This window comes from Paraplanobispora siamensis (assembly GCF_016863175.1).
GTDB lineage: Bacteria > Actinomycetota > Actinomycetes > Streptosporangiales > Streptosporangiaceae > Planobispora > Planobispora siamensis.
The window spans coordinates 24,637-46,454 of record NZ_BOOJ01000029.1 but is presented as its reverse complement, the minus strand read 5'-3'; the positions used below and the strand labels follow the sequence as shown (position 1 = coordinate 46,454).

Below are 21,818 nucleotides of genomic sequence, written 5' to 3'. Positions count from 1 at the left end.
GTCAGCGCCCGGCGGTCCCCTCCGGCGCGGGAGAGCCGGGAAGGCGCAGCCGGGCCAGGGCCCCGCCGCCGTCGGCGTTCTCCAGGACGACCTCTCCCCCGGCGTCCCGTACGGCCTGCGCCACGATGGCCAGGCCCAGTCCGGAGCCCGGCATGCTGCGCGCCGAGGACGAGCGCCAGAACCGGTCGAAGACGTAGGCCAGGTCCTCCTGCGCGATTCCGGGACCGTGGTCGCGCACGGTCAGCTCGCCGCCGCGCAGCCGTACCTCCACCGGTCCCGCCGCCACCGGTCCGCCGGCCTCCGCGTCACCGGCCGCCCGCCCCTCCGCCGGCGCCCCGGAGAACTTCACCGCGTTGTCCAGCAGGTTGACCACGGCGCGTTGCAGCGCCGCCCGGTCGCCCCGGACGTACCACGGCTCGATGTCGACCTCGATCGGGATGTCCCCGGCGCGCAGCCGGGCCCGGTCCACCGCCGACTCGACCACCCCGTGGAAGGCCACCTCGACGTACGGCTCGTGCTCCCCGGCGGAGCGGGAGAGCTGGAGCAGGTCCCCGATCAGGGTGGACATCTCCTCGAACTGGGCCTTGAGGCTGCCCAGCAGCCGGTGCCGCGTCTCCGGCGCCAGCGGGCGGCCGGTGTTCTCGCTGCGCAGCAGCAGGTCGACGTTCGTCCGCAGGCTGGTCAGCGGGGTGCGCAGCTCGTGCCCGGCGTCGGCGACCAGCCGCCGCTGCCGCTCGCGGGACCCGGCCAGCGCGGCGGTCATCGCGTTGAAGGAGCTGCCGAGCCGGGCCAGCTCGTCGGTGCCCTCGACCGGGATCCTGGTGTCGAGGTCCTCGGTCCTGGCGATGTGCTCCACCGCCCCGGTCAGGCGCTCGACCGGCCGCAGCGCCGTACGGGCGATGATCCTGCCGGCGGTCGCGGCGCCCACCACGCCGAACCCGGCGACCCCGGCCAGGATCACGGCGAGCGTGGTCAGCGTGGACTGGAACTCGCCCAGCCTGCGGGCCTCCATCACCACGCGCCCGCCGCCGATGGTGCGGGTCAGCACCCGCACCTCGGCCCCGTCCGTGGTCACCCCGTCCCGGAGCCGCTCCGTGCCGACCGGCGCGTTCCGCAGGGCGAGGTCCGCCGGGACGACCTCGACGGCGCCGTCACCGAGGGAGCACACCCCGCCCTGCGCGTCGACCACCTGGATCGGCGGCACGTGGGGCGGGAACCGGCGCGCGCCTCCGCGCAGGAAGTCGTCCCCCGCCGCGGCGTTGCTCTCACAGAAGGCGACCCAGCCGTCGCCCCGCGGTCCCGGCCCGCTGAGGGAACGGTCGACCTGGTTCAGCAGCGCCGTGCGCACGATGAACCAGCAGGCCCCCGCGCACACCGCGATGGCCGCCGCCACCGCCACCGCGACCAGCAGGGTCAGCCGCGCGCGCAGGGAACGGCGGCCCCTCACGGGGAGGTCCGCAACACGTAGCCGACGCCCCGGACGGTGTGGATCAGGCGGGAAAGCCCGTCGACCTCGGTCTTGCGGCGCAGATACATGACGTAGACGTCCAGGGAGTTGGAGGACGGCTCGAAGTCGAAGCCCCACACCTCGCTGAGGATCTGCTCGCGCGTGAGCACCTGCCGGGGGTGGAGCATGAACAGCTCCAGCAGCAGGTACTCGGTCCGGGTCAGCTCCAGCGGGATGCCCGCCCGGGTGACCTGCCGGGCGGCGACGTCCATCCGCAGGTCGTCGAAGACCAGCTCCCCGGAGTCCTCGGCCGCCGGGGCGGCCATCGCGCCGCGCCGCAGCAGCGCCCGGACCCGGGCCAGCAGCTCGTCCAGCTCGAACGGCTTGACCAGATAGTCGTCGGCGCCCGCGTCCAGCCCCGACACCCGGTCGCCCACGGCGTCGCGCGCGGTGAGCATGAGCACCGGGACGCGGTTGCCGGCCGCCCGGAGCCTGCGGCAGGTGGTCAGCCCGTCCAGCCTGGGCATCATCACATCGAGCAGCACCAGCTCGTACTGCTCGCGCTCCAGGGTCTCCAGGGCGGCCTGCCCGTCGGCGGCCAGGCCCACCCGGTAACCCTCGAACTCCAGGCTGTTCTGCAGCGCCTCCCTGAGCGCGGGCTCGTCGTCCACGACCAGCACCCGCGCCGCCCCACCATCACCCGTGGCAACCATGGCACCCACGGTAGGCGTCCTTCATGAGAGTCCGATGAAGGGACCTGTGCGTTTCCCCTGAGAGACGCCCCGCTCCCCTGAGAGACGCCCCGCTCCCCTGAGACGCCCCGCCGCGCGAGGCCGTACGGCCCGCCGCGAGGCCCGGGACCGCCCGGCTCAAGAACCGCGTCCGGGGACCGCCCGGCTCAAAAACCGCCCAGCACCGCCATGGCGGCGTTGTGCCCGGGGATACCGCTGACCCCGCCGCCGCGCCGGGCGCCCGCCCCGCACAGCAGGACCCGCTCGTGACCGGTCTCCACGCCCCAGGTCCCCGGCTCGCCGAACGGCCACGACAGGTCGCGGTGGAAGATGTGACCGCCGGGCAGGCCCGCCTCGTTCTCCAGGTCCACCGGCGTCTTGGCCTCCAGGCACGGGCTCCCGTCCGGGGCGCGCAGCAGGCAGTCCTCGATCGGCTCGGCGAGCACCGCGTCCATCGAGGCCAGCGTCGCGCGCAACGCCCGCTCGCGGGAGCCGGCGGGGTCCTCGCGGAACAGCCGGGCGGGCATGTGCAGACCGAACAGCGTCATCGTCTGCGCCCCGGCGGCGCGCAGGTCCGGTCCCAGGATCGACGGGTCCGTCAGCGAGTGGCAGTACACCTCGGCCGGGGGCAGGCTCGGGATCTCCCCCCGTGCGGCCTCGGCGTGCGCGCGGGCCAGCTGGTCGCGGCCCTCGTTGATGTGGAAGGTGCCGCTGAAGGCCGCCACCGGATCGACGTCCGGGTCCTTCAGCCGGGGCAGCCGGGACAGCACCATGTTGACCTTGAGCTGGGCGCCCTCGGGCGCGGGCTCCTCGGCTCCCAGCAGCCTGGCCAGTACGGCGGGCGGCACGTTGGCCAGCACCCGCTCCCCGGTCACCGTGTGCTCCCCGGCCGCGTCGCGGAAGACGACCTCGCCCGAGGGGTCGATCGCCACGGCCTCGGCGCCGGTCGCGATCTCGGCCCCGGCCGCCCGCGCGAGGTCCGCCAGGCCCCCGGAGACCGCGCCCATGCCGCCGACCGGGACGTTCCAGTCTCCCGTGCCGTCGCCGATCACGTGGTAGAGGAGGCAGCGGTTGGCCAGCAGGCTCTCGTCGCACGGGTCGGCGAAGGTGCCGATGAGCGCGTCGGTGAGCACCACGCCGCGCACGGTGTCGTCGGCGAAGCGCTCGTCCACGACCTCCCCGATGGGCCGCTCGAACAGCTCCCGCCACGCATCGCGCCCCACCAGGTCCCGAATCGCCGTACGGTCGGCGAGGGGTTCGAGCAGCGTCGGCGCGACCTTGGCGGCCACCTCGGCGGTCATCGCGTAGAACCGCTGCCACGCCCGCAGGTCGGCGGTCCCGCCGGTGACCCGCTCGAAGGACGCGGCGGTGCGCCCGGCGTCGTCGTTGTCGACCAGCAGGCCGGTGCCGCCTGCCGGGGTGTAGGAGGCGTACCGGCGGCGGCGCAGCTCCACCGCCAGGCCGAGGTCCTTGACGACCTTGGACGGCAGCAGGCTGACCAGGTAGGAGTAGCGCGAGAGCCGGGCGTCGACCCCGGGGAACGCCCTGGCCGAGACGGCCAGGCCGCCCACGTGGTCCAGGCGTTCCAGGACGAGCACGCGGCGGCCGGCGCGGGCGAGGTAGGCGGCGGCGACCAGGCCGTTGTGGCCGCCTCCGACGATCACGGCGTCATAGCGGGAACGGAGCATGGGGACATCCAAGGGTGAGACGTGGCGGGGCCGGAGGATCCGGCGGCGGGACAGAGCCGGAGGACCCGGCGGTCCGGCGGGGCCGGGGACACCCGGTGGTCGGACACGGCCGGAAGCGCCCGCGCTCAGAGCCCGGTCTGCCAGTGCGGCTCCGGCCGGAGCACGCCCCGCATCTCAATGCACGCCATGGCCGAAACCATACAGCGAATCCGACAAAACGGTCTATGGTCGCGCGGTGGACAGGGCGATCTCCAGAAGCGTCCCCGCCGGCCCGGTGGGGGTGCGCCCGCGCCGCCAGACGGCCCGCAACCGGCGCTGCAGATCGATCCCCCGCGTGGGCACCTCCGCCAGGCGGCCGGTCGCCAGCTCCGCCTCGACGGCGTAGCCGCTGAGCACCGCCGGGGCCGCGCCCTCGCGGGCGGCGCCCTTGACCGCGGCGTTCGAGCCGAGCTCCAGCCGGGGAGCCGCGACGGCGTGCCCCGCCAGCGCGCGGTCGAGAGTCTCCCTGGTCCCCGACCCGCGCTCGCGGACCACCAGCGGCGTGGCCGCCAGCTCCGCCTCCAGCAGCGGGGTACGGCGCCGCGCCCACGGATGGTCCGGCGCGACCACGACCACCAGCCGGTCGGTGGCCACCACCCTGGAGGCCAGCCCCTGCGGCACCGAGGGGCCCTCCACGAAGCCGAGCTCGACCCCGCCGAGCTCGCCGCCGACCAGCCTGACCACCTCCGCCGAGTTCTGCACGTCCAGCCCGACCTGGACCTGCGGCTCCCGGTGCTGCAACTCCCCCAGCCAGCGCGGCAGCAGATACTCGGCCACGGTCATGCTGGCGGCGATGTGCAGGTGCGCCGCCCGCGCGTGCCGTACGGCCTGCGCCCCGCGCACCAGCTCCTCGGCCGCCGCCAGCACCTGCGTCGCCCAGGCCGCGATCATCGCCCCCTGCGCGGTGAGCGTGGAGCCGCGGGGGGTGCGCTCCAGCAGCGTCAGGCCCAGACGGCGCTCCAGGAGCGCGATCCGCTTGCTCGCCGACGGCTGGGCCAGACCCGCCGCCCGGGCCGCCTGTCCCAGGCTGCCCAGCCGGTCGACGTCGACCAGCAACTGCAGGGAATCCAGGTCGGGCAGGCGACTCATAGCTCCAGGCTATGACCTGCGTGATCGGCGGGTTTCGGTGCCCCCGGCCGACTGCCTTTACAAAGTAGATTCACTTCTCCGGCGAAGAGGTCGCCGCGGTCATCGGCATGATCTCACCACGCCGGGCCCCCGCCCTCGGCTGATCTCCCGATGGACGGTTCGGGAACCGGCCCCCTAGCGTGCTCTCTTTAGAACGGAGATCCCTGTTTACACCGTTCTAATCAGGCAAGCATACGTTTCTGACCCGAGGAGACAGCCCAGCCCATGCGTACCTCCCCGCTACCGATCGACACCGTTCTCCGTCCGTCACAGGAGGTGGCCGAGGCGCTGGCACAGGGCGCGCCCGTCGTCGCGCTCGAGTCGACGATCATCTCGCACGGCCTGCCCCAGCCCCGCAACCTCGAGGTCGCCACCGAGCTGGAGGAGATCGTCCGGGAGCAGGGGGCGGTGCCCGCGACGATCGCGGTGCTGGACGGCGTGGCGCGCATCGGGCTGGACCACGCCGAGCTCAAGCGGATCGCCACCGAGTCCGGCCTGCGCAAGCTGGGCTACCGCGACCTGCCGGCCGCCGCCGCGCTGAAGGCCAGCGGCGCGACCACGGTCTCGGCCACCTCGTTCCTGGCGGCCCGGGCGGGGATCCGGGTCTTCGCCACCGGCGGTCTGGGCGGCGTGCACCGCCAGTGGTCCGACAGCCAGGACGAGTCGGCCGACCTCGACACGCTCAGCCGTACCCGCATCACCGTCGTGTGCGCGGGCGTGAAGTCGATCCTGGACGTCCCGGCCACCCTGCAGCGGCTGGAGACCCGGGGCGTCACCGTCACGGGGTTCAGGACCGACGAGTTCCCGGGCTTCTACCTGCACACCTCGGGCGAGCGGATCGACTGGCGGATCGAGACCCCGCAGGAGGCCGCGGCCGTCATGCGGGCCCAGGACGCGTTCGGCGGCCCGGAGACCGCGCTGATCGTGGCCAACCCGGTGCCGCTGGAGCAGCAGCTCGACCCGGACCTGCACGACAGGGTCCTCGCCGAGGCCCTGGACGCGGCGGAGCGCAAGAGGATCACCGGACAGGCGATCACCCCGTTCCTCCTGGACTACCTGGTACGCGGCACCGACGGTGCCTCCCTTGAGGCGAATCTGGCGGCCGTGCGAGGAAACACCCGCCTTGCCGGACAGATCGCGGCATCATGGAGTAAGGAAAGTTGAGGTACCCGTGACCGAAATGGGCCTGCTGGTCATCGGCGACGTGGTCACCGACGTCGTCGCGCTTCACGGAGAACTGAGTCTGGCGGGCCTCGCGGCCGGCACGGACACCGCCGCCGACATCGTGCTCCGGCCCGGCGGCTCGGGGGCCAACACGGCCTCCTGGGCCGCCCGCCTGGGCGCCGACGCGCGGATCCTCACCAGAGTCGGCTTCGACACCAGCGAATGGCACAGTGCGGAGCTGCTGCGCAGCGGGGTACGGCCCCACCTGAGGGTGGACCCCGAGCGGCCGACCGCCGTGGTCATCGCCATGGTGGACGTCACGGGGGAACGGTCCATGCTCACCAACCGGGGGGCGGGCGGCCACATCGGCACCGAGGACTGGGAGGAGGGCCTGCTCGACGGGGTGGGCCACCTCCACCTGTCGGGATACACCCTGTTCGCCGAGCCGGGCCTGCGCCTTTCCCGCCTGGCCCTGACCGACGCCACCCACCGGGGCGTCACGACCAGCGTGGACCCCGCCTCGACCGGTTTCCTGCGCGCGTTCGGCCCCGAACGCTTCATCGAGGAGACCCTGGTCGCCCGGCTGATCATCCCCAACCTGGACGAGGCGCTGCTGCTCACCGGCACGACCTGCGGCGAGCGCGCGGCCGAGGAGCTCAGCCTGCTGTACGGCGCCGCCGCGGTGAAGCTGGGTCCCCAGGGTGCCCTGATGGCCAGAGAGGGATGTCTCACCGCCAGGGTTCCCGGGCTCGCGGTGAAGGCCGTCGACTCCACCGGAGCAGGTGACGCGTTCGCCGCGGGCCTGCTCACCGCCCTGCTGACGGGGGCGGGCGACGAGGCCGCACTCGCGGCGGGCTGTCGGGCGGGCGCGGAAGCGGTTACAGTCATCGGCGGTCGCCCGCATATCCTTCAATCGGATTTGAGTTCCAACCAGCTTTACCCTCTTAGCACCAATTGATAGCTTGCGGCGTAGACTGCACCATTAGCCACATGCGTCACTTTGGGGAGGTTGCGGTCCGCCGATGGATGCCGAGTCATCGATCTGCCTGAGTGATCTGGTCCCGGCCCTGCGCTGGAGCCGGCAACAGCAGATAGCCGAAGCCCTGGCCGATCCCCGCCTGCCCGCGGGCTGGTGGTCCTCCGTCACGCTGCCCAAGGCCCTCGGCGCCACCGGCCTGGACTGGGTCTGCGACCGGCTCGCCCGGCTCTCGGTCTCCCGCTGGGACCACCTGCCGCTGAGCGACGTCCTGCCCGCGCTGCACGTGCACACGGTCGACCCCAACCTGCCCGGCTGGTCCGAGCCCGCGCGCTCGGCCATCACCGGTCTGGGCGGCTGGTCCCGGCTGCGCCGCCTGACGCCCGGCGACCTCACCGGCCCCGCCGTGCCCGCCTCGCCCGAGGTCCTGGTCACCGCCATGTTCCGCGAGGTGCTCGGCCGGATCCCCGGCATCTCCGAGCAGATCGCCCCCGCCGCCCAGGCCGCCGCCTCCGCTCCCGCGACGCAGAGTGCCCCGGCGCCCTCGCACACGGCGCCCTCGCACACGGCCCCGGCGCCTTCCCACGCGGCTGCTGCCCCGCAGGTTCCCTCGCACGCGGCGCCCGCCCCGCAGGCCCCCTCGCACGCGGCGGCCGCCCCGCAGAGTGTCCCGGCGCCCTCCCACGCGGCCCCGGCCGCGCAGCCCGCCGCTCCGGAGCCGCAGGCGCTGCCGTCCCGCCGGCCGCAGGTCGACCTCAGCGAGTACCCGCTGGTCCGCCTCGTCGACAACATGTTCCGCGACTGGAACCCGCTGGAGCGCGCGGTCGCCGTGGAACGCCTGTTCGCCGTCGACCCGATCAGCCTGCGGGCGCTGGCCCACAAGCTCAACGCCGACCTCAGCGCCCTGTCGCAGGCCCAGCGTGCCGCCGAGGAGCGCATCCTGCTGTGGCTGCGCTCGTCCGAGTCGGCCCCGCTGACCGGCCACATGTTCGGGCTGACCGAATGGCTGGGCGCCGCCGCCACCCAGGAGCAGCTCCTGGGCGCCGACCCCGCCCACCCCATCGAGGTGCCCACGCTCCGCACGCCGCTGTGGCGGGTGCTGGTCACCCTCATGCCGGACCGCAGGCTCCAGGACGGCTGGCTCGTCGTCGGCGACCTGGGCAGCCTGCGCGACCGCACCAGGAAGCTGCTGGCGGGCAAACCGGCCGACGCCGACATCGTGGTGCTCATGGAGCACCAGCTCGGCATCCGCGCCCACTCGGCCCAGGCCTGGCTGGACGCGCTCGCCGCGACCCCGGCGCAGGAGGAGGCCTTCGAGCCCGCCGCCGAGACCACCCGCCAGCTGCCCCGGCGTACGCCCGGTGCCAACGGCCACCACCGCGGCGGCCAGCCGATCCCGCAGGTCAACGCCTCCTCGATCGACCCCCGTGCCGCGCTGGCCACGCTCTCGGCGCTGTCGGGCAACAGCCGCCCGCACCTGATCACCAGCCAGCGCGCGCCGCTCCCCCCGCCGACCAGCCCGACCACCGATCCGAGCCGCTGGCAGCGGATCGAGGTGACCAGCGAGCACCTGCGCGGCGCCCCGGTCGCCGTGCCGGAGGGGTACGCCACCCAGCTCGGCATGCGCCCCGGCACCCTGCTGTCGGTGACCGGTCCCGGCGACAACGCGGTGGTCCTGGTCTGGCGCGACCACCCGGTCTTCGACTCGCTCCAGCCCGTGCTCATGCGCCTCAACGCCCGCCCGGGCGACCAGGTGTACGTGACCGTGGACGGCTACCGCCTGGAGGCGCAGCTGCCCAGCTGAGGGGCCGGCCGTGAGCACCCGGCCCGTCCTCGCGGGCGGGACGGGAGGCCTGCCGTGAGCACCCGGTCCGCCCTCGTGGCGGCGGTGGGAGCTCCTCCTCAAGCGCCCCTGCGGGCGGCGGTGGAAGGTCTGCCGCGGGCACCCGGTCCGCCCTCGCGGGCGGCGTTAGGGTGAGGCCGTGAACAGATCATCCGCCTTCGGGGACATCGACCCGGAGGCCCTCTCCCTGCGGGCCTCCTCCTTCGGCGGCCAGGCGGCCGCCTACGCCCGGGAGCGGCCCGGCTATCCCGACGCCGCCGTGCGCTGGTCGCTGGAGCCCGTCTCCGGCCCGGCCCGCCCGCGCGTGCTCGACCTGGGGGCCGGGACGGGCAAGCTCACCGAGTCGCTGCTGCGGCTCGGCGCCGACGTCGTCGCGGTGGAGCCCGATCCCGCCATGCTCGCCCAGCTCCGCTCCGGCCTGCCCTCGGTCAGGGCGGTGCAGGGGGCGGCGGAGGAGATCCCGCTGCCGGACGCCTCGGCCGACGCGATCCTCGTCGGGCAGGCGATGCACTGGTTCGACCTCGACCGCGCCCTGCCGGAGATCCGCAGGGTCCTGACGCCGGGCGGCGTGCTGGCGGGGCTGTGGAACCTCGACGACGACCGGGTCCCGTGGGTGAGGGGGCTGAAGGAGGTCGCGCGCAGCACCGTGTCGTTCCGGCAGTGGCATCCCGGCGCCGGCCCCCTGGAGGGGCGCGGGTTCCGCGTGGTCGAGCGGGCCGAGTTCGCCCACGGCCAGCGCAGGACCGCCGAGTCGATGGCCGCCACCATCGCCACCCACTCCCACGCCCTGACGCTCCCCGAGGCCGAGCGCACGGAGCTGCTGGCCCGCGTCCTCGGCTATCTGCGCTCCACTCCGGAGACCGCGGACGGGGAGTTCGAGCTCCCGATCGTCACGGTGGCGGTCCGCGCGCTGACCGGCTGACGACCCCGGAGCCCGGGGATCCCCCACGGCCCGCGGGAAGCAGGCCGGACACGTGGGAATCCCGTACGGCCCGTGGGGAGACGCCGGGCCGTACCGGATGCTCCGGGTGCGTGCGCGGTACGGCCCGCCGCCGGGTCCTGCGGGACGCGGGGCGGGCCGTACCTGATCTCCGGTGACCGCGTGGGTCAGGCGCAGGTCACCGAGGACGGGGTGGCGCTGCTCCCGGTGCCGACGAACCCGAAGGTCGTCGAGGCTCCGGTGGACAGGTTGCCGTTGTGCGCGACGTTCCGCACCGTGACCGCGGCGCCGCTCTGGCTGTGCTGGCCGTTCCACAGCTGGCTGACGGTCTGGTTGCCCGGGAAGGACCAGCGGACCGCCCAGCTCGACAGGGCCACGCCGCCGGTGTTCTTGACCGTCACCTCGGCCTGGAATCCGCCCTGCCAGGAGTTGACGATCCTGTAGGCGGCCGTGCAGGCCGCGTCCCCGGTCGGCGTCACCGTCGGGGTCACGGTGGGCGTCGCGGTCGGGGTCACCGTCGGGGTCACCGTGGGAGTGGCCGTGGGGGTCTGCTGGGGCGCCGCCATGGCCAGGTCGTAGGCCCGCTGCGGGACGAACTGCCCCGCTCCGGCGATGCAGCCGTCCGCCTCGCCCGGCAGCTTGATCCAGAGGAAGGCGTCGATCATGGAGTCGCCCGTGGCGGTCGTGCTCGGGGTGCCGATCGCCCGGCCGGCCGGGTCGCACCACTCGCTGCCCAGCGGGCCGTTGCCGTTGCGGCTGGTGTCGATGACCGCGCGCAGCCGCGAGACGCCGGTGGCGGACAGGATGTTCTTGGCGTAGGCCACCTCGGTGGAGGTCCACCGGTAGTTGGAGACGTTGAGCGAGATGCCGTCCGCGCTGTCGGCGACCCCGGCCGCCCTCAGCCGGTTCGCGGCCTCGCCGGCGCCCAGCCAGCCCGAGTGCCCGATGTCGAAGTAGACCTTGGCCTGCGAGGAGGCGGCCTTCAGCTTCTTGCCCGCGTACGCCATGGAGGCGTTGACCTCCTGCTGCAGCGAGGAGCTCATGCAGTTGGTCATGATCGGCAGCACGTCCGGCTCGAGGATGATCGCGGCGGGACGTCCCTGCAGGCCCGCGGCCACCTCGTCGATCCACTGGCGGTAGGCGGTGTGGTTCGGCGCGCCGCCGGTGCTCGCCCCGCTGCAGTCTCGGTTGGGGATGTTGTAGACGACCATGATGGGGACCTTGCCCGCGTTCGCCGCGGCGCCGACGAACGCCGACACCTGCGAGCGCACCGTGGAGGTGTTGGTCGTGGTGAACCAGCGCGCCTGGGGCACGGAGGCGATCCGGTCGCGGATGACCGGCGCCCGGGAGTCCCCGGGGTTGGCCGCGACCCACCTGGCCGCGCTGGTGTCCGGGTCGACGTAGAACGAGGAGTCCGCGGCCGAGGCCCCGCTCGCCATGGACACTCCGGCTGCGCAGGACAGCGCGGCCAGCGCTGTGCAGACCGTGGCCAGAATGGACTTTCTCCGCATGTAACGGCTCCTTAGGGGGTGATGTGGGAGCCTTGCCAAGCTAAGCCGCACACCCTCCGGGCACCTAGCCGGAGCCTGGCTCCGGACCGGCGCCGAGGCGTCTGAGCTGCGCGAAAGCCGCTGTCCCGCGATGAAAATTTCACGGTCCCGCCGGTTCCGCCGGTCGCGCGACGGCGCTTCTCCCCCTGCGGGACGGGTTCCGGCGAGCGGAGGGGTCCCCGGACAGGGCGGGACGCGCCCCTAGAGGGCGGAGCGGTCCCCGGGAAGGCCCGCGGCCATCTGGAAGCGCGCGGGACCGGTGCGTTCCAGCGTCCAGGAGCCGTCCCCGGTGACGGTCACCAGGAACGTGCCGTCCGGGAGCGCCTCCTCGACCTCGCAGCTGCCCACCTCGCTGGCCAGCAGGCTCGAATCGTCCTCGGTGTAGCCCTCGACCGCGAAGTAGTCGTCGCCGGCGAACCGCGACCTGAGCGTCTCGGCGCCCGCGGCCTCCTTCTCCAGATGGAGGACGTCGTCTCCGGACCCGGTGACCTTGGTTCCGCGCCACGTGCGGGCCGCCGACACCGGCTTCAGCGTGATCGTCCAGGAGCCGCCGGCGACGACCCGCAGCGCGGTGATGTCCTCCTCTCCCTCCACGTTGTACAGCCGCGTGCTGCGGTGATCGTCGTACCCGTGGGCCAGCGTCTCCGCGTCGTCCCCGGAGACGCCGACGCTCTGGACGAGGAAGCTCCCCCTGCCGTGGGCCACGGCCGTGATCAGGCCGATCTCGCCCGTCCGCTCGATCGGGATCAGCTTGTCCCCCGATCCGCTGTAGCGCTTCGCGGCTGCCCGGGGCGTCCGTGACGGGGAGGGCTCCGGAGTCGCGGAGGATCCGGCGGACGCCTCGGAAGGGGATCCGGCGGACGCCTCGGAAGGGGATCCGGTGGACGGCGCGGCGGCGGACCCGGTGGACGGCGCGGCGGAGGGCGGGGGGCTCGGCGCGGACGCCCCGAGGGAGTCGCGGACGGCGGCGCAGCCGGTGAGGCCGAGCACCAGCCCGGCGGCCACGAACACCGGCGAGAGTCGCATCGCCGCACTCCGGGGACGGGGACCCGGACGGGAGGGATCTGTGGCGCGGACACCCCCGCGCGGCCCCCTCGAACCCGGCCCCGCCCCCTCCTGCCTGAGGGGACCAGCCGTCATGCATGGAGAGAATACCCCCGCAATCCCACATTCCGGCCGGTGAAGCCGGGATGCGGCAGCCGTACGGCCGGAGCGGACCCCGGCCGGCGCGATCGAGACGGAGTACGGCCCCGCGGGCGTCATCAGGGCGCGGCGCCGTCCGACCGGCACGGCCGGGGTGCGGGTACGGCCCGGCCGGAGCCGGTGCGCCCAGGCCGGGCCCGCGGGTCAGGACGTCTGGCCGGAGTCCTCGGTGGTGTCGGCGGGGCCGCGCCTGCCGCCGTGGTGGCCGCCGAGCAGGCCGGCCCGGTGGGCCTTCAGGACGGCGTCGGCCTCGGCCTGGGTGAGGGTGCCGGCGGTGACGGCCGCCTTGAGCCTCTCGCTCAGAGCCGCCTCGGCCTCGGCGGAGCGCTGCCGGCGCAGCGTGTCCAGGGCTGCGGTGATCTTGTCGGCGCTGACGCCGAGCTTGGCGGCCAGGGCCTCGGCCAGCTGCTCGCGACCGGCCTCCTTGTCGGTCCCGGAGGGACGTCCGGTGCCGCGGACCTCCTCCAGGGCCGCGGTGACCTTGGCCTCGTCGAGACCGAGGGCCTCGGCGAGCTTGGCGGCCATCTGGCCGCGGTCGCCGTGCCGGCCGCCCCGCGTGGTGTCGGACGAGGTGCCGGAGCCGGTGGTGGACGAGGACGACGGCGTGGGCGTGGGCTCGGCCGCCCAGGCCGCTATCGGCATGACCAGCCCGCCGGCCACGGCGGTGCCGATCCCGGCGACGACGGCTATGCGCTTGGTGCGGTTCATGACACTCCTTTGTCGATATGGGTCGGTGACCTGCATCGACAGTCGGTCAGCAGGATGAGATCCCCGTAGCCGCAGTCTGAGAATCGGATGAGGATGCCGGCGTGGTCGCCGCCTGCCGGTGAGCGCCGCGGTCTCCGGGTCAGTGGCCCCGCGCGCCCTCGTCCGCCTGCGATCTCCAGGCGGCCGCCAGGGCCAGCACCTCCTCCACCGGCCACTGGTCGTAGACGTGCTCGCCGTACCTGCACGCGACCACCCGGCCGTCGGGGTCGATCAGGAAGTCGGCCGGCAGCCCGAACCGGCCGCCGTGCGGGCGGGCGGCCGGTCCGCGCTCGCGTCCGCGGGCGATCTCCCGCAGGCTGCGCGCGACGGCCCTGGCGATCGTCGCCCACGCCCGGGGATCGAGCAGCGCGCGGACGGCCGACTCGACGCCGAACTCCGCGTAGAGCCGCCTGCCCGGGTCGGCGACGACGGCGAACGGCAGGCCGGCGACGTGCTCGGCCAGCTCCCCGGCCGGGGAGTGGAAGACCACCACCTCGCGGACGCCGGCCGCCTCGATCTCGGCGTGCCGGGCGACGACGGAGCGCAGGTGCAGGTTGCAGACCGGGCAGCCGGCGAAGCGCCGGAACTGCAGGTGGACCAGGCGCCCGGGATCGGGCACGGGTACCGCGGGCCCGGTGACGGAGGGCAGCTCGCGGGCGGGGACGGTGAAGCCGGGACGGAGACGCATCGGAGACCTCTCGTAGGCGTACGACATACGCTTACGATTGTAGGCGTATGCCGTACACTTTCAGCCGCCATGCCACGACCCCGTTCGCTCACCCAGGGACAGATCGCCGCCGCCGCCCTCGCCGTCATCGACCGCGACGGGCTCGCGGCGCTGTCGATGCGCACGGTCGCCGGGGAGCTGGGCATGAGCACGATGGCGCTCTACCGCTACGTCGGCGACCGCGACGAGCTGGAGGGGCTCGTGGTCGAGCTCGTGCTCGACGGCGTCGACGCCTCTCCCCCGCCCGGGGCGACCTGGCAGGAGCGGATCACGGTCCTGGCCGGCCGGGTGCGCGAGCGGGTGGGCGCGCACCCGGGCGTCGTGCCGCTGACCATGACCCACCGGCACCGTTCGGCGGGCATACTGCGCTGGTCGGAGACGGTGCTGGGGGTCCTCGCCGAGGCCGGTGTCGAGGGCCCCGAACGGGTCGTCGCGCTGCGCGGCCTGCTGAGCTATCTGATCGGCGCGATCCAGCTGGAGCACCTGGGCCCGCTGTCGGGCGAGGGGACCGCCGCCATCGCCGGGCTGCCCCGCGCCGAGTTCCCCCGCATGGCCGAGACGGCCGGTCACGCACTCCTCATCGGCGCCGAGGAGGAGTTCCACGGCGGCCTGGCCATCGTCCTGCGCGGGATCGCCGCCCGGACCTGACGATCACCGGCGCTGCTACCATGATCGCCCTCGGATGAAGGGCGGAGACCGCGGATGACATCGGAGACGTTCCGCATCGGGGGCGAGCGCACCGTGCGGCGGCTGGGGTTCGGGGCCATGCAGTTGCCGACCGCCCCCGGACCGGTCCGGGAGGCCTCCGTCGCCGTGGCCCGGCGCGCCGTCGAGCTGGGCGTCACGCTGATCGACACGGCCCATCTGTACGGCTGGGGCGCCAACGAGGAACTCCTCGCCGAGGCGCTGCACCCCTACCCCGACGACCTCCTCATCGCGACCAAGGTGGGCGTCGCACCGCCGGACCCGCCGCGTGACGCGGAGATCTGCGGCCGGCCGGACTTCCTGCGGGAGCAGGTCGAGCAGGGCCTGCGCAGGCTCAGGGTCGACCGCCTGGAGCTGCTCCAGCTCCACCGCATCGACCCGGCGGTGCCCCTCGCCGACCAGGTCGGGACCCTGGGCGAACTCCGGGCGGAGGGCAAGATCGCCCACATCGGGCTGTCCGAGGTCACCGTCGCCGAGCTGGAGGAGGCCCGGCGGATCGTCGACATCGCCAGCGTGCAGAACCGCTACAACATGCTCGACCGGGAGCACGAGGCCGTGCTCGACGCCTGCGCCGCGGCGGGGATCGCCTTCCTGCCCTGGCGGCCCGTCCTGCCGGCGGTGTCGCACGCCTCCGCCGGGATCGCCGCCGTGGCGGCCGAACTCGGCGCCACTCAGGCGCAGGTCGCGCTCGCGTGGCTGCTCCACCGCTCACCGGTCATGCTGCCGATTCCGGGCACCGCCACGATCGGGCACCTGGAGGAGAACGTCGCCGCGGCGGACCTGCGGCTGAGCGAGGATCAGCTGCGGCGGCTCGACCGGCCCGGACCGCGCTGAGCCGCCCCGGGGAGCGGTGCCCCGATCCGGCCCGGCCGGCGGCTCGATCCGGCTCGGTCGGCGTCCCGGCGGCCCGGGGGCGGATCCCCTCACGGGCGCCTGGCCACCCAGACCGTCCTGACGGTGCGCACGGACAGGTCGTCGCGCCGCAGGATGCTCTCCGGGTCGTCCCCGTCCAGCAGTCTGTCCAGTGCGGCCAGGTCGTCGGCGTCCAGCCGGCCCTCCAGCCTGGGGCGCGTGCGTCCCAGGGACAGCTGGGCGTAGCGACCGGCCGCCGCCGGCAACGGGGGCGCCAGCTCGACGGCGAAGATCCGCTCGGCCTCGACGGTGAAGCCCGCCTTGGCCAGGCGCGGCCCCCAGTCGGAGCCCATGGTCGGCATGTCGACGGCCCGCATCTCGGCCACGACCGCATGGCAGCGCTCTTCGAGCCCGGGCCGGCCGAAGCCGAGGTCGTCGGGCAGGAAACGCGGGAAGGAGTCGATCTCCGCCGCGACCATGAGCCCGCCGGGGCGGAGCGTGGCCAGGACGTCGGCGAGGACGCGATCGGGGTCCGCCATGTGGTGCAGGGAAGCCGAGGCCCACACCAGGTCGACGGGGTCGAGCTGCGGCCAGGCCGCGTCCAGGTCCGCCTGGACGGTGCGAACTCGATCGGCCAGCCTGCGGGCGCGGGCGTTCTCCTCAAGGCGGCGCAGCATGTCCTCGGACATGTCCAGCGCGATCGCCTCGGCCCCGTCGAAGTGCCCGAGCAGGGCGAAGGAGCCGGTGCCGGTCCCGCTGCCCAGGTCGAGGATCCGGCGCGGAGGCCGGTCCGCGGTCAGCTCGCGGATCCAGCCGGTCACCTCGGACAGGTAGGAGTGCAGAACCTCGGCGTCGAGATCCAGGACCTCCGCCAGGGCCGCGGAGTCGTGTCCGTGGCCATGTCCGTGGCCATGTCCGTGGCCATGTCCGTGTCCGTGGCCATGTCCGTGGCCGTGGCCGTGATCCTGGTGCTTGTGGGAATGATGCTGGTGGCTCGTCATGCTCCGACTGTATGCGCAGCTTGCGCATATGACATACAGTTTTGCGCATGAAGCAAGACGCGGATCTCGACGGTCTGGTACGGCAGCGCATCAGAGGGCTGCGTACGGCCCGCGGCTGGTCACTCGACGACCTGGCCGCCCGCTGCTATCTGAGCCCTTCCACGCTGAGCCGGATCGAGACGGGCCACCGGCGGATCAGCCTCGACCAGCTGGTCTCGATCGCCCGCGCCCTGGGCACCACCCTCGACCAGCTCGTGGAGTCGGCCTCCGACGATGACGTGGTGATCAGGCCGCAGCGCGACGAGGCCCGGGGGATGACCTCCTGGCTGCTGAGCCGGGACCCCGGGATGACCGTGGCCAAGGTGCGCATCACCAGGCCGGCGCCCCAGCCCGGCAGCACGGAGCTGAACGTCCACCCCGGCAAGGACTGGTTCACCGTCCTGTCGGGCACCGTCGTCCTGCTGCTGGGAGAGCGGACCATCCTCGTCGAGACCGGCCAGGCGGCGGAGTTCTCCACGATGATCCCGCACGCCTTCGGCGCCTACGACGGCCCGGCCGAGGTCCTGGCCATCCTCGACCACGACGGCCAGCGCACCCACCTGCGCCCGTCCACCTCCTGAAGGACCCGCCGAGGGTCTCAGGCGGGCGGCCGGGAACCGGTACGGCGTCCTTCGACGCAGAACCGGTTGCCCTCCGGATCGGCGAGCACCACGTACGCCGGTTCCTCCGGCCGGGGGTCGTCCGGATAGTGCGGCCAGTCGACGCGCTGCGCCCCCAGCGCCACCAGCCGGTCGACCTCCTCGTCGAGATCACGTTCCCCGGCGCTGAGATCGAAGTGGATGCGGGGGAACTCGGCGGCGGGACTCTCACTCACGTCCATCGCGATCGCGACCCCCGCCACTCCCGGCGGAGGCTCCAGGACGATCCACTCGTCGCCCTCGAAACGCGGCGGCCGCCGTACGTATCCGAGCGCCCGGCTCCAGAACTCCCCCGCCCGCACATCGTCGGCGACACCCAGCGAGATCTGCGCAATCGTCGTCACCGGCCGAGACTACCAAGGCGCCGTCCGGCGGAAGTCACACGATGGAAAGCCTCACGGCTGACAGGAAACGGATATCGCCCGGCATCTTGCTGACTCCGGCATTCATGTCCCAGCCGTCCTGAATGCAGCAAGATTTTCCTTGCAAGCGCGAGTCAATCGCAGCAGAAAAGGAGTCAAGAAATGCAGAACAAGTCCCGCCTCCTCACCAAGCTCGGCATCGCCACCGCCGTCGCCCTCGGCGGCCTCACCCTCGCCTCCCAGCCCGCCGCCTTCGCCGCCGCCCCCGGCTTCTCCGTCACCCCCGCCACCGGCCTGACCGACGGCGCCACCGCCACCGTGACCGTCACCGGCGCCACCGCGGGCACGCAGTTCAGCGTCGTCCAGTGCGCCACCGTGAACGACCAGCTGGCGTGCAACGAGGACACCGTCAAGACCGTCACCACCGATGCCGCCGGCTCGGCCGGCACGGCCTTCGTGGTGCGCAAGACCTTCCAGGGCACCACCCCGGCCGGCGCCTCGGTCGGCACCGTGGACTGCGCCGCCACCACCTGTTTCGTCAGCGCCGGAAACGAAACCGCCTTCCTCGGCTCCCAGGCCCTGACCTTCAAGTAATCCGTTCCCCGAGTGAATCGACCTTTTTCGTCAACCGAATGGAACGCCATCCGCAATTTCACTGAATGATTCCACGCCGGCCCCGGAAGGGACGATAATATAAAAATTATCCATCGCCCCGGAAAGGGCCGGCCGGATGGATTCCCAGATCAGAGATCGCCCAGGCCGAGCCGGCGGGACCGCTGCTAACAATTGAGGGCAACGGTGCTCCGAGGTCGGCCTGAGGCGGGGCAATGATCTCAAGACCTGATCACCGCTGTGCATGGAGTTCTCACAGAGGCTGGAGGGACCGCTCGGGGTCATCCCGTACCACTCCGTCTATAGCGGTCTACGGCGCCTAGCGGTTCAGGCGCCGGGCAGGGCCTGGTTGAGCTCAAGGAGATGACCGTCGGGATCGAGGGCGAAGCATCGGCGTTCCCCTCCCCATGGGGGAACGGTGGGCGGGCCCAGCACCCGTGCGCCGAGAGCGGCGATGCCTTCAGCCGCGCTGTCGCAGTCAGGCACCTGTAGGACCAGCAGGAAAGGCCTGCTGTCCGCCGTGGACATCGGGGCAAGGGAGATCTGCGGTCTGTCGGGTGGCGGGGAGGCGGCCACCGCCAGATGCAGGCGCTGGGTCCCGGTTTCGAGCAGGGCGTAGTGCTGCAGCCGCAACCGCACTGTCGCACCCAGAGCCCGCGTGTAGAACTCCACCGAGACATCGAGGTCTGACACAGCGATCAGTGGGGCCACACTGACTTCGATCGGATCCGTCATCACGATCCCGTTCAGCGGAGACTGGACCTGGCACGAAAAGATCTTTGGGTGTCCCATCACCATAGGGAAGAGGTCACAGGGGGCACAACAGCGTTCACCAGGTCTGTGGGAGCAAGCCCCCGGCGTACCGGTACTCCGCCCAAGGGGAAGATCGGGGCGTGAACCGATCGCATGCTGGGATACGGCATGAAGCTCTATGCCCAAAGCGGCACCTGCCACATGCCCTGAATCGAGGCGATCCGGGTCCATGTCGGCAAGTACCCGTCGCTCGTTTGCTCACTGCCTTGGAAGAAGCCGAACGGCAGGCTGCGCACGCACAACCTGCTGTTTCGCTGGACCGATCCGGCACTTCTATGCCAGCGTCATGCTCAGTGAAGGTGTCGCCATCAAAGAACTCGCCGAGCATCTCGGGCACGTGGGCCCGGCCTTCGCACTCCTGTCCTACGCGCACATGCGGCCGGGTTCTCATGACCGCGCCCGGCGGGTCATCGATGAGCGGCTGTTCCGGCCCCGCTCCGCATCTGACGGAACAGGGCCGGTGACGAGATCGCCAGGTCAGAGGTCGCCGAGGCCGAGCTGGCGGGCGATCAGCATGCGCTGGACCTCGCTGGTGCCCTCGCCGATCTCCAGGATCTTGGCGTCGCGGTAGAAGCGGCCCACCGGGTACTCGTTCATGAACCCGTACCCGCCGAAGATCTGGGTGGCGTCGCGGGCGTTGTCCATCGCCGCGTTGGAGGAGACCAGCTTGGCGATGGCCGCCTCCTTCTTGAACGGCTCGCCGGCCAGCATCTTCTCGGCCGCGTGGTAGTAGGCCAGGCGGGCGGTGTGGGTGCGGACCTCCATGTCGGCGATCTTGAACTGGATGGCCTGGTAGTGACCGATCGGGTGGCCGAACGCCTGGCGGTCGCGGACGTAGCGCAGGCACTCGTCCACGCAGCCCTGGGCCAGGCCGACCGAGAGCGCCGCGATCGCGATGCGGCCCTCGTCGAGGGTCTGCAGGAACTGGGCGTAACCCCGGCCGCGCTCGCCGAGCAGGTTCTCGGCCGGGACCCGGCAGTCGGTGAAGGCCAGCTCGCGGGTGTCGGAGCAGTTCCAGCCGACCTTGGAGTACTTCTTGGCGACGGTGAAGCCGGGCGTGCCCGCCGGGACCAGGATGGTGGAGATCTCGGGGCGGCCGTCGGCGCGCCGGCCGGTGATCGCGGCCACGCCGACGACGCCGGTGATGTCGGTGCCGGAGTTGGTGATGAACGCCTTGGAGCCGTTGATCACCCACTCGTTCCCGTCGAGCACGGCCGTGGTCCGCATGCCGCCCGGCACGTCGGATCCGCCGCCCGGCTCGGTCAGGCCGAAGGCTCCCAGCATCTCGCCGGTGGTCAGCTTCGGCAGCCACTCGGCGCGCTGCTCGGCCGTGCCGAACCGGTAGATCGGCATGGCGCCCAGCGAGACCGCGGCCTCAACGGTGATCGACACGCTGGAGTCGACCCGGGCCAGCTCCTCCAGGGCCAGGCAGAGCGCGAAGTAGTCGCCGCCCATGCCGCCGTACTCCTCGGGGATGGGCAGGCCGAACAGACCCATCTGCCCCATCTGGCGGACGATGTCGTAGGGGAACTCCTCGCGCTCGTACAGCTCGCCGATCACCGGGGCCACCACGTCGTGGGCGAACGCCTCGACGGTCTTGCGCAGGTCCTCGTACTCTTCGGTCAGCTTCATGGTTTCGAACTCCTAGAGAGGGCCTGGACGACCCGGGAGGGACTGGGACGGCCGAGCCGGGCGGCCAGCCAGGTGCTGGTCTCCACCAGCGCGTCGAGGTTCAGGCCGGTCTCCACGCCGAGGCCGTGCAGCATCCAGACCAGGTCCTCGGTGGCGAGGTTGCCGGTGGCGCTCTCGGCGTACGGGCAGCCGCCGATGCCGCCGGTGGAGGCGTCCACCACGGTCACGCCCGCGCGCAGCGCCGCCAGCGTGTTGGCCAGGGCCTGGCCGTAGGTGTCGTGGAAGTGCACCGCCAGCCGGTCGGGACCGCCGAACGCCTCGATCAGGGCGCTCACGTGCCCGGGGGTGCCGACGCCGACGGTGTCGCCGAGCGAGAGCTCGTAGCAGCCCAGGTCCAGCAGCCTGCGCCCGACCTCGACGACCTGGGCGATCGGGGTCGGCCCCTCCCATGGGTCGCCGAAGCACATCGAGACGTACGCCCTGACCCTCAGCCCGTGCTCCAGCGCCCGCGCGACGACCGGCGCGAACATCTCGAACTGCGAGTCGAGCGTGCGGTTGAGGTTCTTGGCGGCGAACGTCTCGGTGGCGCTGCCGAAGATCACGATCTCGGTGACGCCGTGTTCGAGCGCCCGGTCGAGCCCGCGTTCGTTCGGCACGAGCACCGGGTAGCGCACGCCGGGGACCCGTTCCATCGACGTCAGCAGCTCGGCGGCGTCGGCGAGCTGGGGCACCCATTTCGGGTGCACGAAGCTCGTCGCCTCGATCACCCGGTGCCCGGCCGCCGCCAGCCGGGCCACGAACTTGGCCTTGACCTCGACGGGGATCACGGCGGACTCGTTCTGCAGCCCGTCGCGCGGCCCGACCTCGTAGACCGTGACCCGCTCCGGCAGGCCCTCCATCCGGTACGGCTCCCGCCGCATCACGTCCTCCCTCCGGTACGGCTCCCGCCCGCCCGCGCCG

21 protein-coding genes are annotated in these 21,818 nt (G+C 72.8%); 8 read left to right on the top strand and 13 right to left on the bottom strand.

The features are described from left to right. Position 1: 1 nt before the first annotated feature. From Psi01_RS16470 to Psi01_RS16455, 4 genes are all read right to left on the bottom strand, one after another. Entirely contained in the window at positions 2–1,447 is a 1,446-nt protein-coding gene (locus Psi01_RS16470) for a HAMP domain-containing sensor histidine kinase (RefSeq protein WP_204064900.1), read from the bottom strand. Beyond that, the gene (locus Psi01_RS16465) at positions 1,444–2,160 is read right to left on the bottom strand and encodes a response regulator transcription factor (protein ID WP_204064899.1); all 717 of its coding nucleotides are present in this window, start codon (positions 2,158–2,160) and stop codon (positions 1,444–1,446) included. The genes Psi01_RS16470 and Psi01_RS16465 overlap by 4 nt, the downstream gene beginning before the upstream one ends. Before the next feature lie 185 nt (positions 2,161–2,345). Further along, positions 2,346–3,866, bottom strand: a complete 1,521-nt coding sequence (locus Psi01_RS16460) for a phytoene desaturase family protein (RefSeq protein WP_204064898.1) — start codon at positions 3,864–3,866, stop codon at positions 2,346–2,348. Positions 3,867–4,088: 222 nt separating this feature from the next. Beyond that, on the bottom strand, positions 4,089–4,994 hold the full coding sequence (locus Psi01_RS16455) for a LysR family transcriptional regulator (RefSeq protein WP_204064897.1): 906 nt from the start codon (positions 4,992–4,994) through the stop codon (positions 4,089–4,091). Positions 4,995–5,258: 264 nt separating this feature from the next. Between Psi01_RS16455 and Psi01_RS16450 the strand changes: the two genes are divergently transcribed. The 4 genes from Psi01_RS16450 (at position 5,259) to Psi01_RS16435 (ending at position 9,938) form a co-directional block, all read left to right on the top strand. Further along, the gene (locus tag Psi01_RS16450; protein ID WP_204064896.1) at positions 5,259–6,197 is read left to right on the top strand and encodes a pseudouridine-5'-phosphate glycosidase; all 939 of its coding nucleotides are present in this window, start codon (positions 5,259–5,261) and stop codon (positions 6,195–6,197) included. A 16-nt stretch (positions 6,198–6,213) separates the two neighbouring features. Next, positions 6,214–7,155 (top strand): carbohydrate kinase family protein, encoded by a 942-nt coding sequence (locus tag Psi01_RS16445; RefSeq protein ID WP_239127793.1) that lies wholly within the window; start codon positions 6,214–6,216, stop codon positions 7,153–7,155. A 64-nt stretch (positions 7,156–7,219) separates the two neighbouring features. Continuing rightward, entirely contained in the window at positions 7,220–8,977 is a 1,758-nt protein-coding gene (locus tag Psi01_RS16440; RefSeq protein WP_204064894.1) for a hypothetical protein, read from the top strand. A gap of 178 nt (positions 8,978–9,155) precedes the next feature. After that, positions 9,156–9,938, top strand: coding sequence for a class I SAM-dependent methyltransferase (locus Psi01_RS16435; RefSeq protein WP_204064893.1), 783 nt, complete (start codon positions 9,156–9,158; stop codon positions 9,936–9,938). A 185-nt stretch (positions 9,939–10,123) separates the two neighbouring features. Here Psi01_RS16435 and Psi01_RS16430 read toward each other — a convergent pair whose 3' ends face one another. From Psi01_RS16430 to Psi01_RS16415, 4 genes are all read right to left on the bottom strand, one after another. Further along, complete coding sequence (locus Psi01_RS16430; protein WP_204064892.1) at positions 10,124–11,467, bottom strand: glycoside hydrolase family 6 protein; 1,344 nt, start codon at positions 11,465–11,467, stop codon at positions 10,124–10,126. Positions 11,468–11,707: 240 nt separating this feature from the next. Beyond that, the gene (locus Psi01_RS16425; RefSeq protein WP_204064891.1) at positions 11,708–12,532 is read right to left on the bottom strand and encodes a hypothetical protein; all 825 of its coding nucleotides are present in this window, start codon (positions 12,530–12,532) and stop codon (positions 11,708–11,710) included. 321 nt (positions 12,533–12,853) lie between these two features. After that, the gene (locus tag Psi01_RS16420) at positions 12,854–13,417 is read right to left on the bottom strand and encodes a hypothetical protein (RefSeq protein WP_204064890.1); all 564 of its coding nucleotides are present in this window, start codon (positions 13,415–13,417) and stop codon (positions 12,854–12,856) included. Positions 13,418–13,556: 139 nt separating this feature from the next. After that, positions 13,557–14,144 carry a peroxiredoxin-like family protein gene (locus Psi01_RS16415; protein WP_204064889.1) on the bottom strand — a complete coding sequence of 196 codons (588 nt, stop codon included), beginning with the start codon at positions 14,142–14,144 and terminating at the stop codon, positions 13,557–13,559. Between the two features lie 69 nt (positions 14,145–14,213). On the opposite strand from Psi01_RS16415, the gene Psi01_RS16410 reads away from it, so the two are divergent. Continuing rightward, positions 14,214–14,831, top strand: coding sequence for a TetR/AcrR family transcriptional regulator C-terminal domain-containing protein (locus tag Psi01_RS16410; RefSeq protein WP_204064888.1), 618 nt, complete (start codon positions 14,214–14,216; stop codon positions 14,829–14,831). Positions 14,832–14,885: 54 nt separating this feature from the next. After that, complete coding sequence (locus tag Psi01_RS16405) at positions 14,886–15,722, top strand: aldo/keto reductase (protein ID WP_204064887.1); 837 nt, start codon at positions 14,886–14,888, stop codon at positions 15,720–15,722. Between the two features lie 89 nt (positions 15,723–15,811). On the opposite strand, the gene Psi01_RS16400 is transcribed toward Psi01_RS16405, so the two are convergent. Further along, positions 15,812–16,741 carry a class I SAM-dependent methyltransferase gene (locus tag Psi01_RS16400; RefSeq protein WP_204064886.1) on the bottom strand — a complete coding sequence of 310 codons (930 nt, stop codon included), beginning with the start codon at positions 16,739–16,741 and terminating at the stop codon, positions 15,812–15,814. Between the two features lie 47 nt (positions 16,742–16,788). On the opposite strand from Psi01_RS16400, the gene Psi01_RS16395 reads away from it, so the two are divergent. Further along, a complete protein-coding gene (locus Psi01_RS16395) occupies positions 16,789–17,361 on the top strand; it encodes a helix-turn-helix domain-containing protein (protein WP_204064885.1) in 573 nt (190 codons plus the stop codon). 17 nt (positions 17,362–17,378) lie between these two features. Here the strand turns inward: Psi01_RS16395 and Psi01_RS16390 are convergent, their stop codons facing one another. Then, entirely contained in the window at positions 17,379–17,783 is a 405-nt protein-coding gene (locus Psi01_RS16390; protein ID WP_204064884.1) for a VOC family protein, read from the bottom strand. Between the two features lie 180 nt (positions 17,784–17,963). Between Psi01_RS16390 and Psi01_RS44120 the strand changes: the two genes are divergently transcribed. Further along, the gene (locus Psi01_RS44120) at positions 17,964–18,395 is read left to right on the top strand and encodes an enediyne antibiotic chromoprotein (protein ID WP_204064883.1); all 432 of its coding nucleotides are present in this window, start codon (positions 17,964–17,966) and stop codon (positions 18,393–18,395) included. A 345-nt stretch (positions 18,396–18,740) separates the two neighbouring features. On the opposite strand, the gene Psi01_RS16380 is transcribed toward Psi01_RS44120, so the two are convergent. From Psi01_RS16380 to Psi01_RS16370, 3 genes are all read right to left on the bottom strand, one after another. Further along, entirely contained in the window at positions 18,741–19,106 is a 366-nt protein-coding gene (locus Psi01_RS16380) for a VOC family protein (RefSeq protein WP_204064882.1), read from the bottom strand. 597 nt (positions 19,107–19,703) lie between these two features. Then, positions 19,704–20,858 (bottom strand): acyl-CoA dehydrogenase family protein, encoded by a 1,155-nt coding sequence (locus Psi01_RS16375; protein ID WP_204064881.1) that lies wholly within the window; start codon positions 20,856–20,858, stop codon positions 19,704–19,706. After that, on the bottom strand, positions 20,855–21,778 hold the full coding sequence (locus Psi01_RS16370; RefSeq protein ID WP_204064880.1) for a hydroxymethylglutaryl-CoA lyase: 924 nt from the start codon (positions 21,776–21,778) through the stop codon (positions 20,855–20,857). Before Psi01_RS16370 ends, Psi01_RS16375 begins: the two co-directional genes overlap by 4 nt. Between the last annotated feature and the right edge of the window lie 40 nt (positions 21,779–21,818).